Genomic DNA, 14,739 nt, shown 5'->3' with positions numbered 1-14,739 from the left:
TCTCTCGCTTAGTAAATGGGGACGGGGAGCTGCTTGACGGCGTCCGCGCCGCCGATCGCTGCCTGATAATCGGCTTCCGACACGTCGATATATTTCGCCTTATACTCGGCCCAGGCTTCGGGCGAGGCGGCGCTTTCGACATAGGTCTTGATGTGCTTGAGATCGAGCTGATAGTCGGGGTCAGCGCTCGAGGGATGCGCGCCCAAGGGTGCCTCGGCAACGCCGGTGATCATCGCGCGCTCGACGAGGTTGTAGCGGCTGTTCTTCTTCATATCGAGCTCAGCCGTCGGCACGATCTTCTCGACCGTCGCGTAGCTTTTCTTGGCTGCGCGCACGAGCAGTTCATCGAAGATCGGATCGACCGAGAGGGTGAGGATATTGCCGCGCTCGTCGGAACGATGGGCATGGATCAGGGCGATGTCGGGCACCAGCGCTGGCATGGCGACGAATTCCTCGCCATCGGCATAGGGGCTCTTCACGAATTTGAAGTCGAAGCCGTCCTGCGTGATGATGTCGGTGCCGATGCCCACGCGCGTCGGCAGGAAGGGCAGCTTCATCGCGCCTGCGCGCAGACCCCAATGATACATGCCCTCGTCAAGCTCGAGCACCTCGAAGGCGCCCGCCTGGCGGGCGTTGCGGAAATGGGGTTCGAGCGGATAATGGTCGAGGCTGGCAAAGGCGAAGACCAGCTTCCTGATCTTGCCGGTGGCGGCGAGCAGGCCGATGTCCATGCCGCCATAGCCCGCCATGACGGTCAGGTCTTTCAGGTTCGATCGGGCGATGGCGCGGATCAGCGCCATGGGCTTGCGGCGCGTGGCCCACCCGCCGATGCCGATGGTCATCCCGTCGGAAATCTGGTCGACGATGTCGTCGACGCTCATGCGCTTGTCGAGCATAATGTCAGTCATCCTTTTGCGTCAGTCCTGCTCATGAGCCCATTTATGGCCCCAGTCGCTTACAGAAAGGCTGGTGGTGGGGACCCAGGTCGCCGGGTCGATTACAAGGCCGTTCCAGCCATATTCGATGTCGAAGCCGCCGGGCGTCTGCATGTAGAAGCTGGTCATCTTGTCGTTGACATGACGACCCAGTGTTGCCGAGAGCGGCACCTTGCCCTTGCTCTTCAAAACCCGGTCATAGGCGCGGCCGACATCCTCAAGGGAGCCGACCTCGAGCATCATGTGGACAGCGCCATTGGGGCTTTCGGGCAGCTGGCCAAGCGCCAGGCTGTGGTGGCGCGGGTTGCAGTGCATGAAGGCAAAGCCCACGCCCGGATCGTCCGCGCCCCCACCCATCAGGTAGAAGCGGCCAAGGTCGGTGTCGCCAAAGCCCATAACGTCTTTATAAAAAGCGTGGGTCTCGTCGAAATTGGGGGCAGTGAGCACGACATGGCCCATCCCCATGTCGCCGTCCGCGCCATGGGGGCTGCCGGTCACGAAGCGGCTGACGCCCGCGGGCGAGACGAAGGGGGCATAGTCGACGAAGCGGCCGTAGAAGAGCTCCATCGGGTTACCCGCCGGGTCGGACGAGCGGGCCAGTTCATAGACCTGACGGCCACGCGCTTCCATGACCCCCGCCCGTTCCACCGGACGGCCCGCCGCCTCGAGGCGGGCCAGCACTGATTCGAAAGCGTCACGATTCGCGCATTCCCAGCCCGGCGCCACGAAGCGGTCGGCCGCGCCTTTCTGCACCCGCAGGCGCCAGGGCCGGTCGTCCATGCGGAACAGCGCGACGTCCTCGCTTGCCGAAGGCGCCGCCATCAGCCCTGCGATATTGCAGGCAAAATCCTGCCAGGCGCCCAGGTCCCGCGCCTCGATCACTACATAGCCTAGCGATATCACTGCCATTTCAAGCGCCTCGCCTTCTTTCCTGTCTGCCAGCCATGCTCTGCCGCAGAGCGTTTCAAAATGGCCTTCCCCATACGCATATGGCAAGCGCTGCCGCCTGTTTCGCACTTGCAGGGGGAGGCGCAGTTAAGCGCGCTCACGAGCTTATGGCAATTCGTTCCCAATCCGCCTATAAGCAACGGCCCAAATGCGCAAGCCCTGTTTGCCTTGACAGTTTGCGTAATAGCAGTTTACATAAACTACGCATATAGCAAATCTGAAGTAGAGTCGCCTACAATGGAGAAGATCATGACCGGGGCAGTAGCAAGCCGACCCATTGACGAGGCGAATGCCGGGATACCTTCACCCGAAAGTCTGATCGCCAAAGCCAGGGCCATGATCCCGACGCTGCGCCAGCGCGCGCGCGCCTGCACCATCGCCCATGACGTGCCCCCCGAAACCGTCGCCGAGATGAAGGCAGCAGGCTTCTTCCGCGTGCTCCAGCCCAAGCGTTACGGCGGCTATGAGATGCACCCCAATGTCTTCTTCGAGATCCAGAAGGCGCTGGCCGAAGGCTGCATGTCGACAGGCTGGATCTACGGCGTGCTGGGCTGCCATCCCTATGAACTCGCCCTCTTCCATGACGAGGCGCAGAAGGAAGTGTGGGGCGATAACCCCGACATGCTCGTCTCCTCCACCTATCAGCCGGTCGGCAAGGTGGAGAAGGTCGAAGGCGGCTTCTACCTGTCGGGCCGCTGGGGCTTCTCCTCAGGCTCCTCCCATTGCGGTTGGGTGCTGCTTGGCGCGATCAATTTCGACACCGATGGCGGCCCGCCCGACATGCGCACCTTCCTGTTGCCGCGCTCCGACTATCAGGTGATCGAAGGCACCTGGGACACGTTCGGCCTTCAGGGTACCGGCAGCTTCGACATCGTCGTCGAGCGCGTGTTCGTGCCCGAACACCGCACCCACAAGGCCAGCGACGGCTTTGCCGGGACCAATCCGGGCCAGGAAACCAACACCGCCCCGCTCTACCGCATCCCCTGGGCGCAGCTCTTCATCCGCTCGGTCTCCAGCGCCGCCTTCGGCGGCATCCGCGCCGCCACTGGCGCTGCGATGGAGATCATGGGCAACCGCGTCTCGACCAACACCGGCAAGGCGTCCAAGGCCGACCCCAATCTCCACGCCGCCATCGCCCGCGCGATCGCCGAGACCAACGAGATGGAACTCACCCACCGCACGACCTTCAATGACCTCATGGACTATGCGGGCCGCAATGAGCCCGTGCCGATGGAAAAGCGCGCGCTCTTTGCCTACCAGTCCGCCAGCGTCGTGCGCCGCATGGCCGAACTCGCCGACGGCATGGTCAAGCTGCTGGGCGGCCGGGCGGTCTATATGTCGAGCCCGATCCTCCAGCCCTGGCTCGACCTCCACGCCGCGCGCGCTCATGTCGCCAATGACCCGGCCAACCGCACCAGCGATGTCATCGGCACGATCAATGGCGAACCGCCCGCTTTCACCTTTATCTGAAGCGAGCATCTGACCATCTGACATCTGGACAGCATCGGGCCAGGACAAAAGAGGATATCCATGGGCAGTGAATTGATCCGCAAGACCTATAGCGTTGCGGGCGGATATGAGATTTCGATCGCGGAAATCGCAGGGGCGCAGGCAAACGCCCCCACCGTCATCTTCATCCATGGCAGCGGCCCCGGCGCATCGGGCGCGTCCAACTTCCGCAACAATGCGCAAGATTTTGCCGATGCCGGTTACCGCGTCATCCTGCCCGACCTCATCGGCTATGGCGCCTCCTCCAAGCCCGAGACCGACTATCCCCTCGAGCTGTTTACCCAGACCCTGCTCGATGCCCTCGCGCAGCATGGGATCACCGGCGGCCACCTCATCGGCAATTCGCTGGGCGGCGGCATCGCCCTCCAGATCGCGCTCGACCACCCTGAATTCACCATCGGCAAGCTCGTCCTGATGGCGCCGGGCTGCGTGGCGGAACAGATGAGCTATTTCACCATGCCCGGCATCGCCAAGATGCGCTCGGGCTTTGGCAGCCCTGAATTCAACATCGAGGAACAGCGCCGCCTGATCGGCAACCTCATGCATCCTTCCTCGCTCCATCACGTCACCGACGCGCTGGTCGAGGAACGTTTTGCCGTCGCGCGCACCCAGCCCAAGGATGTGCTCGCCCGCGTCAAGACCCCCGACCTTGGGCCGCGCCTGGGCGAGGTCAAGCAGCCCATCTTCGTCCTCTGGGGCCTCAATGACGAATTCTGTCCCGAAAGCCACGCCCGTCTCTTCCTCGACGCCTGCCCCGACGTGCGCTGCCTCACCTTCTCGCAGACCGGCCATTGGGTGCAGGTCGAGCGGGCGGCAGAGTTCAACCGCTACTCGCTGGACTTCCTGAAGAATGGCTGACGCTGCTCCTGCGCAATCCGTGCCTGTTCCAGAGCCCGTCGATGTCACCGCTGGCCTTAAGGGCGCGATGCGCCGCCTGCCCTCGGGCGTGGCGATCGTCACCGCGCTGGGCGAGGGCAAGACGCCGGTCGGCATGGCCGCGACCTCGATCACCTCACTCACCATGGATCCGCCAGCGGTCCTCGTCTGCGTCAACCAGACAGCGGGCATCCACGCCCATCTCTCGCCTGGCTGTCCGGTCAGCATCAACCTCCTCTCGCGCCACCAGCGCGAAGTGTCGGCAGCATTCGGCGGCGCGGTGGCGCGCGAGGCGCGCTTTGGCGTTGGCAGCTGGACCCCCGATGCCCATGGCCTTCCCATCCTCGATGAAGCGCAGGCCAACCTCTCCTGCACGATCGAGAGCATGACCCCCTTTGGCACCCACAGCATCGTCATCGCCCGGGTCAAGGCGGTGCGCCTGTCCGACGCGGTCGATCCCCTCATCTTCCAGGACGGAGCCTATCTGTGAGCGACCTTAACGCCCAGAGCCTGAACGACAGCCTTGCGGACGAGCTCTACCAGGCGCTGCGCGAGGGGCGCACCGTGCCGCCGCTCATCGCCCGCCATCCGGAACTCACCATCGATGATGCCTATGCGATCTCCCTGGGCGCGCTCGAACGCCGCAAGGCGGACGGCGAGCGCGTCATCGGCAAGAAGATCGGCGTCACCTCCAAGGCCGTGCAGGACATGCTGGGCGTGCACCAGCCCGATTTCGGTTTCCTGACCGACCGCATGTATATCGAGGGCGATATCGATGTCGCGGCAAACGGCCTCATCGCGCCGCGCGCCGAGGCGGAGATCGGCTTCATCCTGAAAGACAGCCTCAAGGGGCCGGGCGTCACGGCGGAAGATGTGATCGCTGCGACGGAGAGCATCGTTCCCTGTTTCGAGATCGTCGATAGCCGCATCCAGGACTGGAAGATCGGCATCGTCGATACCGTCGCCGACAATGCCTCCTGCGGCGTCTATGTGCTGGGCGAGGCGCGCGCAAACCCACGCGACCATGACCTCCCCAATCTCCATGTCACCGTCACCAAGAATGGGCAGCCCCTGTCGGAAGGCTATGGCCATGCGGTGCAGGGTTCGCCCGCACAGGCGGTCGCCTGGCTCGCCAACACGCTGGGCGCCTATGGGGTAACGCTCGACGCCGGGGATGTGATATTGTCGGGCAGCCTGGTGCCGCTCGAACCGGCCAAGGCAGGAGACGTGTTCGAGATGCAGCTCCACGGGGTTGGCAGCTGCACCGCGCGCTTTATCTGAATATGAAAAGTGGCGCATCGCTTGCGGGCGATGCCGTGAGGAGTAAGTAATGACGGGCAAGGTCAAGGCGGCGATCATCGGGTCGGGCAATATCGGCACCGACCTCATGATCAAGATGATCAAATATCCGCAGAATATGGAACTGGTGGCCGTGGTCGGCATCGACGAGGCGTCCGAAGGCCTCGCCATGGCGCGCGAGCGCGGCGTCGCCACCACCCATGAGGGCCTCGAAGGCCTCATGAAGATGGATGTCTATCCCGAGATCGGCATCGTGTTCGACGCAACCAGTGCCTATGCCCACAAGGTCCATGACGAAGCGCTGCGCAAGGACGGCAAGCAGGTGGTCGACCTCACCCCCGCCGCGATCGGCCCCTACACCATCCCCACGGTCAACGGCGAAGCCAATCTCGATGCTGGCAACGTCAACATGGTGACCTGCGGCGGGCAGGCGACGATCCCGATGGTTGCCGCCGTCTCCCAGGTCGCGACCGTCCATTATGCCGAGATCGTCGCGTCGGTCTCCTCGCGCTCGGCAGGACCCGGCACCCGCGCCAATATCGACGAGTTCACCCGCACCACCGCAGGCGCCATCGAAAAGGTCGGCGGCGCGGCGCAGGGCAAGGCGATCATCATCCTCAATCCCGCCGAACCGCCGATGATCATGCGCGACACCGTGTTCACTTTGTCCGAAGGCGCGGATGAAGAGACGATCCGCGCCTCGGTCGAGGCGATGGTCAAGAAGGTGCAGGCCTATGTGCCGGGCTATCGCCTCAAGCAGGACGTGCAGTTCGAGCGCTTTGGCGACAACAACAAACTCACCATCCCCGGTCGCGGCGAGTTCACCGGGGTCAAGACCATGATCCTGCTCGAGGTCGAAGGCGCTGGCGATTATCTGCCGAGCTATTCGGGCAATCTCGACATCATGACCGCCGCCGCCAAGGCGACCGGCGAGCTGCTCGCGCAGCGCATCGCGCAAGGAAAGAAGGTGGCCGCATGAGCGCCCAGATCACATCTCCGTTCAACGTCGAGGCGGGCGACAAGCTCTATATCCAGGACGTGACGCTACGCGATGGCATGCACGCCATCCGCCACATGTACGGCATCGACCATGTGAAATCGATCGCCAAGGCATTGGATGACGCAGGCGTCGACGCGATCGAGGTCGCCCATGGCGACGGCCTCAATGGCGCGAGCTTCAACTATGGTTTCGGCGCGCATACCGATTGGGAATGGCTCGAGGCGGTCGCCTCGGTGCTGACCAAATCGGTGCTCACCACGCTGATCCTGCCGGGCGTCGGCACGGTCGAGGAACTGCGCCGCGCCTATGACATCGGCGTGCGCTCGGTGCGGGTCGCGACCCATTGCACCGAGGCCGACGTCTCGAAACAGCATATCGGCATCGCCCGCGATCTTGGCATGGACGTCTCGGGGTTCCTGATGATGAGCCACATGATCGAGCCGGAGAAGCTGGCGAGCCAGGCGGCCCTCATGGAAAGCTATGGCGCGCAGTGCGTCTATGTGACCGACAGCGGCGGCGCGCTCGACATGGACGGGGTCAAGGCCCGGTTCGAAGCCTATGACCGGGTCTTGAAGCCCGAGACCCAGCGCGGCATCCACGCCCACCATAATCTCTCGCTCGGCGTCGCCAACTCGATCGTCGCGGCGCAGTGCGGTGCGGTGCGGATTGACGCGTCGCTGACCGGCATGGGCGCGGGCGCTGGCAATGCGCCGCTCGAGGTGTTCATCGCCGCTGCCGAGCGCAAGGGCTGGAACCATGGCTGCAACGTCATGGCGCTGATGGACGCGGCCGAGGATCTGGTTCGCCCCTTGCAGGACCGGCCGGTTCGGGTCGACCGCGAGACTTCTCGCGCTGGGCTATGCCGGGGTCTATTCCTCGTTCCTGCGTCATGCCGAGAAGGCCGCCGAAACCTACGGCCTCGACACCCGCACTATCCTCGTCGAGCTCGGCCGTCGCAAGATGGTCGGGGGCCAAGAGGACATGATCGTCGACGTCGCATTGGATATGGTCAAGGCGCGCGAAGCCGCGGCCTGATCAGCCGCCGGGCGCGGCTTGTCCGCGCCCGGCACGGCTCATGCGGAACAGGAGGAGAGGATATGGCCGATAGACGCCTGTCGCTCGACCATATCACCGTCACCGACACCACACCCTGGCAGCTTGCGCAAATCGCCGCACAGGTGGGCTGCGCAGGCATCTGCCCGTTCCTCCATTCCATGGAGGTGCTGCCCGCCATGCCCGCCTATGACCTGGTGCGCGACCCCCAGGCGCTGCGCCAGACCCGCGCCGCGCTCGCCGCCACCGGGGTCACGGTCGACCTTGTCTACCCCTTCACCATGGCGGGGCGCACCAACCCCGCCGACTTCATCCCCGCGCTCGAAACCGGCGCAGCGCTTGGCGCGCCCCTCGCCAATGTGCTCTGCTACGACCGCGATCCCATCCGCCGCACCGAGAAACTCGTCGAACTGGCCGAGCTTGCTTCAGGGTTCAACATCGCCCTCGCAATCGAATTTTATCCCCCCTCCCAGGTCCAAACCTTAAGCGCCGCCCTCGAGGAAATAGCCCGCTCCGGCCGCTCCGACATCAAGGTCACAGCCGACCTTCTCCACATCATGCGCGGACCCGAACCAGACACCAGCTTCCCCCTCCTTGCCCATCCCGCCATCGCCATCGCCCAGATAGCCGACGGCCCAACAACCATCGATCCCAGCGAACTCGAACGCGAAGCCGGTATCCAGCGGCAACTCCCCGGACAAGGCGCGTTCAACATCCCAGCGTTCCTCCACGCCCTCAATCCCAACACGCCAATCAGCGTCGAAATACCCCAGCAAAACGCCATCGAACAAGGCATCAACGCCCACCAGCGGGCGCAAATGGCGGTGGATGCGGCACAGAGCGTTCTGAAACGGCGACGGTAACCTAGGGTGGCGCCGCAGATTTTTTTACATAGCTAAATTGCGCGTTTCTTACGCATCGGATCGCTGAGCGATGATCTCCGTCGTAATATTCGGCGAGGTTTACATGATAGCATTGCGTCCTCGCGAAACGCGTTAAGGCGTATGCCGTCGGCTTCACACGCCTCATGTGGCACTCTCCATTTCCACACGCTATACCTTCGTGGATCGATGGGAGTCATGGCGGCATGCAGATAAGGAATGGGCGGATGACAGCGCCGCCCTCATTGGACGCGCTGGACAATAATATCATCGAAATCCTGCGGACCAATGGGCGAGCGACCAATCAGGATATTGCGCAGCAGCTATCGGTGACCGCCGCCACCGTTTCGGCACGGTTGCAGAAGATGGAAGATGCGCGCGCCATGCGCGTGGTCGCCGTGACCGACTTCGCCGCTAGGGGATATAATGTCATCCTGGCCGTGGGCGTCAGGGTGCAGGGGCGCGGCATTCAGGATGTGGGCCGCGATCTGGCGAAATTCCCCGAGGTGCTTAGCGTCAACGCCATGAACGGCGGGTATGACCTGGAATTGATGGTGGCGCTGCACGATTTTTCCGAGGTTCAGCAATTCCTCTACGATCATATTTCCGGCATCGAGGGTGTTGCCCATATCGATTCCGGTATCGCGGTGGATATCGTGAAATATGAATTCAATGTGGTGCCCCTGGGGCCGACCTGACTTTCACGGGGTCTGCTCTGCGGAGAGCGACGGCTTGGGCCTGATGGCGCAGGCGGCGGCGAGATCGTTGGTTACGTTGCCCACCGTGCGAAACAGGTCCGGTATCGCCTCAATCGCGAGGAGCAACGGCAGCGCTGTGACGGGAATGCCCGCAGCGATGCAGACAGGGGCGATCGTCGCGAAAAAGGATATTTGGGCCGGAAGACCTACCGCGCCGAGGCTGATGGGAACGGCGACCAACGCGATCAGCGCAAGGGTCGCGGCCCCAGGAAAGATGCCGTGCATATGCCCGAGATAGATGGTGACCGCGACGTTTGCGGCCACGCTGGCCGCGCGGAACAGCGAAACCGCCATCGGTAGCACGATGGCGGCCGTCTCTTCGGGAACATCCAGCTCGCGGGCCGCATCCACCATCACCGGCAAGGTCGCGAGCGATGATTGGGTGCCCAGCGCTACCGCCTGGGCGGCCAAGGCCGATCGCCCGAAGCGCAACGGGGAGTGACCGCCTGCCAACGCTGCCCAGATATAGGCGAGCAGCGTGGCGGCAAGGCAGCAGGCTATGACAACCGCCACATATTGGGCAAAGGCGCCCACCACGCCGACGCCCAGCTTCGCGCCCGCGCCGAATGCCAAGGCGGCAACGCCGACAGGTGCAACCGCCAGCACCCAACCCACGATGATCAGCATGGTTTCGACCAGTCCGCGCAGCAGTCCAAGCAGTGGATCGGCCAGGTCCGTGTTGATGCGGGAGATGGCGAAGCCGAAGAATATCGCGAATGTGACGAGCGGCACCATAGCCGTTTCGGCGGCGGCCTTCAGAGGATTTGCAGGAATGATTCCGCGAAACCATTCGCTGTGTGAAAGAGGGGGAGGGGAGGTGCCTCCGGCATCTGCCAATCCTTGAGTGACAGGCCATAGCCGCAACAGCCCTTCTGCCAATAATGCCGCTGTTACAGAGGCTGCGGCCAGCATCAGGGCGAAGAGGATGAGGGCGCGGGTCGCGATGCTGCCAGCAGCGGCATTGCGGGAGGCGGAGGCGATGCCGGTGACGAGCAGGCCGAAGATCAACGGGACCACCGTCATGGTTAGGGCGTCGAGCCACAGACTGCCGATCGGCAGCAGGATTTTACCGACCCACTCCTGTGTCCGTCCGCTGGTAGCGATGCCTGCAATCAGGCCGATGAGAAGACCGGCAAGAAGGTGCAACGGCCGACCCTTCACCGCGATCAAGCTGGGCTGTCCTTTCGTTCGATGATCGCGGCTATGAGCGCGATGCGGTCGACATCGGAATAGGCCTGATTTTCAAGTTCTTCGCCAAACACATCCGGGTCGATTTCGGTGTAGCGTAGCGCGCAGTTCCGCGCCGTTGCAAGATCGGCCAAGCGGTCCTTCAGCGTGTCGCGGCCATCGACGATCGCGCTACCAGTGTAAAGAATGAAGCGCCCGTCAGCGGTCAGCCGGGGAAGGGCCTGCTGTGCCATCGTCAGCGATACTTCAGCACCGTGCATGCCCCCGCCGTCACGATAGGCGCGGCCTGCGGCGTCCATGATATAAGGAGGGTTCGCGAGCAGGAGGTCGAACGTCCGATGTGTCGCGGACAGGTCCCCGGTCTGGAGGAAGCGGGCCGTGATACCGGCGGCCTGCGCGTTGATGCGGGCGAGATAAAGCGCGAGGGGATTGATGTCGGTCATCAAAATATCGACAGCAGGGCAAAGATGACCCGCCACAATCCCGCCTACCCCAGCGCCCGTGCCGATATCGACAAGCCGCGCGCCCTTCTTTTGTGGGCATCGAGACAATTCATCGCCGATCAATCGCGCGAAACGATAGCTGTCAGGTCCAAAGAATACCGCTTCCTGACAATCGGTTGGATAAGCGGAGTGAAGGAATAGGTCGTTCCCAAGCGATGACACGCGGAAGCGGCTTTTCAGGCCGTCTTCATATCTTTCCAGTGCGTTGGCCTTTGTCAGGATGCGAGCAAGTTCCGGGTCCAGCAGCTTCGGATCGAACGGTAGCGACCAGCCGAAAATATCCCGTAGGTCATGGGCGGGCCGACGTGATGCTCGTTCGACAACCCGTGCATGCGTGGCGGGCGTGGGGGTGACGAAACTATATCCACGGTCCTTCAGGACCCGGAGCAGATCAAGCAGAGCGGCGGCGCGGCCGTCGCCAGCCACGATGTCCCCGTCGATGCTATCTTCTTCCGATGGCTCGACCGCTGCCGGTGCCCCCAACTCCATGTGCTCCATGCACGCTACTCCCATCATGAGGGCAAAACGCGGTGAGTGGCGTGTCGGGTCCCATTATCGGATTTCTCTGAGGGGTGGGAAAGTCAGCTGTCCATTTTGCTCAGGTTCGAACGGATGCCGTTCAGGAACAGTCCCGTGACCAACCGTGCATGCGCGGCCATTTCGCTGAGCGTAAGCGGAGGCTCGCCGAACAATAAGCGGCGTTGCCATTCGCCAAAGGCCATGGCGACGAATTGCATGGCGAAGCTGCGGCTTTCCGCGGCGGAGGCGCCTTCTTTCTTCAACATCGCCGCAACCGGACTGACCTGATACCGTTCAAACTGGTGACGAGCGATCTTTCGCAGTTCGTCGAACTCTCCGCCTTCCCGGTAGATAAGCCGGGAAATCCGCATGCTGCGGGTCGAGGAAAGCTGGCGCTGCATTTCCGTCGCGTAGGTGACAAGGCGCGTGTGCAGGTCACCTTCTAGATCGGGGACGTCCGGCTGAAGCTGTGCGCCCGAATATTCAAGGCAGGCGGCAAAAAGCGCCAGCTTGTCGGGGAAATGATTGTAGAGGGTGCGGCTCGACACCTGCGCCTTTTCCGCGATGTCGCGCAAGGAAGCCGCGTGAAAGCCTGCACGGGCAAATTCCTCCACCGCGATGAGAATCAGGTTCATACGCTTCTGTTCGGCCGCCTCCGCCGTCGGGCGGCCCGCTCGCCTCTTGGTGCTCGTTTCATTCATCTTTTGCCTCGTCGCGCAGCGGAAGAGCAATGGCAAGCAGAGTTGTCATTGACCAATTACACAGTAATGTGTAATATATTCTCATCGAGTCCGAAAGCGGACACATAAGAGGAGAAATGGGATGCACGAACGGGTGCTGGACATGAATGCCAGGGTCGATGCCGCGATCGATGCGCTGGACCCCACCATGGCGCTGATGGCGTTGATCCAGATGACCGGCAATCGGACGCTGCTGAACCACTATTGGGATGCGATCGACGGCCGCCAGGAAGATCTGATCGAGACGTTCGTCGATATCCATGCGCATGAAGAACGGCCTGCCATCGATCCGGCCGTGGTCGCCGAGATCCGCGATCGCCTGCGCGTGGCGGTAAAGGCCGGGAAGCCTCCGGTCATGCCACAGCTGGACCGGCCGATGTTCAAGCGGATGAGCCGTTTGCTGCTGGGTCAGGACCTTCCCGAAATGTCGGTGGATGTCGCGTTCCAGCATGCCGGGTTCACCACCGACACGCGCATTCGCAAGGCTGCCGATGTTCCGCCCGCCGATTTCAAGGTGCTGGTCGTGGGCGCGGGCATGATGGGCATCAACGCAGCCATCAAATTGCAGCAGGCGGGATTTGACTTCACCGTGCTGGAGGCGATGGACACGGTCGGCGGCAACTGGCTGACCAACACCTATCCGGGCGCGGCGGTCGATACGCCGAGCCGCATCTATTCCTTCTCCTTCGAGCCCAATGCTTCCTGGACGCAATTCTACCCGCGCGGCCAGGAATTCCTGTCCTATCTGGATCGCGTCACCGACAAATATGGCCTTCGCGACCGGATCCGGTTCGGCACCTGGGTCGAGGGTGCGGAATGGGACGAGAAGCGCAAGATCTGGACGGTGAAGGCGGTCCGGAACGGCAAGCCGGAAAGCCATGAGTGCAACGTCCTCATCATGGCGGTGGGACCCAACAACAATCCCAATTATCCCAAGGTGAAGAATCTCGACAGCTTCAAGGGGCCGGTCATTCATTCGGCCGCCTGGGACCATTCGGTCGATCTGACGGGCAAGAAGGTCGTCCTGGTCGGCACGGGCTGTTCGGGCGTACAGGTGGCGACGGCCATTGCCGACAAGGTTGGCGAACTGGTGATCGTGCAGCGCCAGCCGGAACATATCATCCCCAATCCGCAGGCGCATGCGCCGGTGGCCGAAATCGAGCGCTGGGCGATGGAATATGTGCCCTTCGTCGCGCAGTGGAAGCGTCTGCAAAGCCTGCACAGCCAGATGCGCGACATGCACGGCATGATCATGAAGGATGAGGACTATGCCGCGAAGACGGGCGGCTTTGGCCCGATCAACGACGGCATGCGCATGATGTGCGAAGGCTATCTGAAGAGTCATTTCCCGGACGATCCGGAGATGGTGGAATTGCTGACACCCAACTTCCCGGTGTTCGCCAAGCGGCCGATCCTGGATTGCGGCTTTTACGACACGCTCAAAAAGCCCAATGTGTCGATCGTGCGTGGCGAATTGGCCGAGGCCGAGCAGGAGGGGGTGATCCTGGCCGACGGCACGCGGATCGAATGCGACGTGCTGCTGCTGTCGACCGGCTATAATCTGCATTTCGGGCGGCAGTTCGACATTCGCGGCGTCGGCGGCGAAACTTTGACGGACGCGTTCGACCCGCATCCCTTCTCCTATGAAGGCATGCTGATCACCGGCTTCCCCAACTTCGTCTTCATGGGCGCGCCCTACAGCTATCTGGTCGCCAACCATGCGGTGGTGAGCGAGCAGCAGGTCCATTATATCATCGAACTGCTGCAATGGATGGTGGACGATCATCTGTCGTCCTTCGATGTCTCGCCAGAGGCGACGCAGGCGTTCATCGACGATGTCGATGCGAACCTGGCCAAGACCGCCTGGGTCCAGTGCGGCAGCGCCCATGGCTATTATCGCGACAAGGGCGCCGACGGGCAGAAGAAGGTCATCCTGGCCATCCCGCGCCACAACTCGCGCATCTGGCATGTCCTGCGCTCGCCCCGCGAAGAAGACTTCAACGTCACGCCCGCCGATGATGCCGTTAAGCCCACACCGCGCGAAATGGAAATGCTGACCATCTGATCAGGGACAGTGGCGGACAATCAAACAAGGAGAGATGTAATGGAACTTCCTTTCGGTGCGGAGCAAGATATCGACTTCATGTTCACGAAGTTGATCGTTCACGACATAGAAAAGTCTGACGCCTTCTATAAATCCGTGTTCGGGCTCGTCGAAATGAACCGAATGGAAGCGAATATCGCTGGTCGGGCGGTTGTGGAGATCGTTTACCAGCCGACTTACAAGGGCGGCCCGCTGCTCATTCTGGCGAGCTTTCCCGACGACACGCAACCTGCTCGCAATGAATCGATCATCGGCTTTGCGAGCGGAGATTTCGACGCTTGCTTGCAGCGCATCGAGAAGGCTGGCGGAACCGTGTTGGAAGATCGATCGATTCCTGACGTGGGGCGTCACGCTTTTGTGAAGGATCTTGAAGGGCATCTCCTTCAGATCAGTCAGCGGCACGGCTGAGTGGTTATGCAGGGAAAT

The 14,739-nt window shown here is 62.3% G+C and carries 14 protein-coding genes and 1 pseudogene; 10 read left to right on the top strand and 5 right to left on the bottom strand.

The genetic code is table 11. The annotated features are described in order from the left end of the window. Nucleotides 1–8: 8 nt before the first annotated feature. Nucleotides 9–908, bottom strand: a complete 900-nt coding sequence (locus ACWNC0_RS02680) for a CoA transferase subunit A (RefSeq protein WP_449468756.1) — start codon at nt 906–908, stop codon at nt 9–11. 9 nt (nt 909–917) lie between these two features. Beyond that, entirely contained in the window at nt 918–1,844 is a 927-nt protein-coding gene (locus ACWNC0_RS02675) for a VOC family protein (RefSeq protein WP_449468757.1), read from the bottom strand. A 288-nt stretch (nt 1,845–2,132) separates the two neighbouring features. On the opposite strand from ACWNC0_RS02675, the gene ACWNC0_RS02670 reads away from it, so the two are divergent. The 8 genes and pseudogenes from ACWNC0_RS02670 to ACWNC0_RS02635 all read left to right on the top strand — a co-directional run bounded on the left by ACWNC0_RS02670 (nt 2,133) and on the right by ACWNC0_RS02635 (nt 9,199). Beyond that, nucleotides 2,133–3,353 carry an acyl-CoA dehydrogenase family protein gene (locus ACWNC0_RS02670; RefSeq protein ID WP_449468759.1) on the top strand — a complete coding sequence of 407 codons (1,221 nt, stop codon included), beginning with the start codon at nt 2,133–2,135 and terminating at the stop codon, nt 3,351–3,353. 60 nt (nt 3,354–3,413) lie between these two features. Continuing rightward, entirely contained in the window at nt 3,414–4,250 is an 837-nt protein-coding gene (locus ACWNC0_RS02665; protein ID WP_449468761.1) for an alpha/beta fold hydrolase, read from the top strand. Further along, complete coding sequence (locus ACWNC0_RS02660) at nt 4,243–4,758, top strand: flavin reductase family protein (protein ID WP_449468763.1); 516 nt, start codon at nt 4,243–4,245, stop codon at nt 4,756–4,758. Before ACWNC0_RS02665 ends, ACWNC0_RS02660 begins: the two co-directional genes overlap by 8 nt. Then, on the top strand, nt 4,755–5,549 hold the full coding sequence (locus ACWNC0_RS02655; RefSeq protein WP_449468764.1) for a fumarylacetoacetate hydrolase family protein: 795 nt from the start codon (nt 4,755–4,757) through the stop codon (nt 5,547–5,549). The genes ACWNC0_RS02660 and ACWNC0_RS02655 overlap by 4 nt, the downstream gene beginning before the upstream one ends. Before the next feature lie 49 nt (nt 5,550–5,598). Beyond that, on the top strand, nt 5,599–6,546 hold the full coding sequence (locus ACWNC0_RS02650) for an acetaldehyde dehydrogenase (acetylating) (RefSeq protein ID WP_449468766.1): 948 nt from the start codon (nt 5,599–5,601) through the stop codon (nt 6,544–6,546). Continuing rightward, nucleotides 6,543–7,602 (top strand): annotated as a pseudogene (gene dmpG / locus ACWNC0_RS02645) (4-hydroxy-2-oxovalerate aldolase). Before ACWNC0_RS02650 ends, dmpG begins: the two are co-directional and overlap by 4 nt. 62 nt (nt 7,603–7,664) lie before the next feature. Further along, nucleotides 7,665–8,483, top strand: a complete 819-nt coding sequence (locus ACWNC0_RS02640; RefSeq protein WP_449469411.1) for a sugar phosphate isomerase/epimerase family protein — start codon at nt 7,665–7,667, stop codon at nt 8,481–8,483. 245 nt (nt 8,484–8,728) lie between these two features. Next, complete coding sequence (locus tag ACWNC0_RS02635; protein ID WP_196227476.1) at nt 8,729–9,199, top strand: Lrp/AsnC family transcriptional regulator; 471 nt, start codon at nt 8,729–8,731, stop codon at nt 9,197–9,199. A gap of 3 nt (nt 9,200–9,202) precedes the next feature. On the opposite strand, the gene ACWNC0_RS02630 is transcribed toward ACWNC0_RS02635, so the two are convergent. The 3 genes from ACWNC0_RS02630 to ACWNC0_RS02620 form a co-directional block, all read right to left on the bottom strand. Next, the gene (locus ACWNC0_RS02630) at nt 9,203–10,420 is read right to left on the bottom strand and encodes a dicarboxylate/amino acid:cation symporter (RefSeq protein WP_449469847.1); all 1,218 of its coding nucleotides are present in this window, start codon (nt 10,418–10,420) and stop codon (nt 9,203–9,205) included. A 5-nt stretch (nt 10,421–10,425) separates the two neighbouring features. Continuing rightward, entirely contained in the window at nt 10,426–11,448 is a 1,023-nt protein-coding gene (locus tag ACWNC0_RS02625) for a methyltransferase (RefSeq protein ID WP_449469408.1), read from the bottom strand. A gap of 83 nt (nt 11,449–11,531) precedes the next feature. After that, on the bottom strand, nt 11,532–12,170 hold the full coding sequence (locus ACWNC0_RS02620) for a TetR/AcrR family transcriptional regulator (protein WP_449469406.1): 639 nt from the start codon (nt 12,168–12,170) through the stop codon (nt 11,532–11,534). A gap of 121 nt (nt 12,171–12,291) precedes the next feature. On the opposite strand from ACWNC0_RS02620, the gene ACWNC0_RS02615 reads away from it, so the two are divergent. Both ACWNC0_RS02615 and ACWNC0_RS02610 read left to right on the top strand, forming a co-directional pair. Next, nucleotides 12,292–14,274: a flavin-containing monooxygenase gene (locus tag ACWNC0_RS02615; protein WP_449469404.1), complete on the top strand. Its 1,983-nt coding sequence runs from the start codon at nt 12,292–12,294 to the stop codon at nt 14,272–14,274. Nucleotides 14,275–14,313: 39 nt separating this feature from the next. After that, nucleotides 14,314–14,721 carry a VOC family protein gene (locus tag ACWNC0_RS02610; protein ID WP_449469402.1) on the top strand — a complete coding sequence of 136 codons (408 nt, stop codon included), beginning with the start codon at nt 14,314–14,316 and terminating at the stop codon, nt 14,719–14,721. Nucleotides 14,722–14,739 lie beyond the last annotated feature (18 nt).

It is taken from the genome of Sphingobium chungangianum (genome assembly GCF_977014255.1).
Note: the sequence above shows the minus strand (reverse complement) of the source record. Positions and strands in the feature narration are given on the sequence as shown.

Bases quoted from the DNA above. Each gene is read 5' to 3' on its own strand.
- ACWNC0_RS02680 (WP_449468756.1), bottom strand. From the start codon at position 908: ATGACTGACATTATGCTCGACAAGCGCATGAGCGTCGACGACATCGTC.
- ACWNC0_RS02660 (WP_449468763.1), top strand. From the start codon at position 4,243: ATGGCTGACGCTGCTCCTGCGCAATCCGTGCCTGTTCCAGAGCCCGTC.
- ACWNC0_RS02640 (WP_449469411.1), top strand. From the start codon at position 7,665: ATGGCCGATAGACGCCTGTCGCTCGACCATATCACCGTCACCGACACC.
- ACWNC0_RS02670 (WP_449468759.1), top strand. From the start codon at position 2,133: ATGACCGGGGCAGTAGCAAGCCGACCCATTGACGAGGCGAATGCCGGG.
- ACWNC0_RS02650 (WP_449468766.1), top strand. From the start codon at position 5,599: ATGACGGGCAAGGTCAAGGCGGCGATCATCGGGTCGGGCAATATCGGC.
- ACWNC0_RS02615 (WP_449469404.1), top strand. From the start codon at position 12,292: ATGCACGAACGGGTGCTGGACATGAATGCCAGGGTCGATGCCGCGATC.
- ACWNC0_RS02675 (WP_449468757.1), bottom strand. From the start codon at position 1,844: ATGGCAGTGATATCGCTAGGCTATGTAGTGATCGAGGCGCGGGACCTG.
- ACWNC0_RS02625 (WP_449469408.1), bottom strand. From the start codon at position 11,448: ATGGAGCACATGGAGTTGGGGGCACCGGCAGCGGTCGAGCCATCGGAA.
- ACWNC0_RS02610 (WP_449469402.1), top strand. From the start codon at position 14,314: ATGGAACTTCCTTTCGGTGCGGAGCAAGATATCGACTTCATGTTCACG.
- ACWNC0_RS02635 (WP_196227476.1), top strand. From the start codon at position 8,729: ATGACAGCGCCGCCCTCATTGGACGCGCTGGACAATAATATCATCGAA.
- ACWNC0_RS02665 (WP_449468761.1), top strand. From the start codon at position 3,414: ATGGGCAGTGAATTGATCCGCAAGACCTATAGCGTTGCGGGCGGATAT.
- ACWNC0_RS02620 (WP_449469406.1), bottom strand. From the start codon at position 12,170: ATGAATGAAACGAGCACCAAGAGGCGAGCGGGCCGCCCGACGGCGGAG.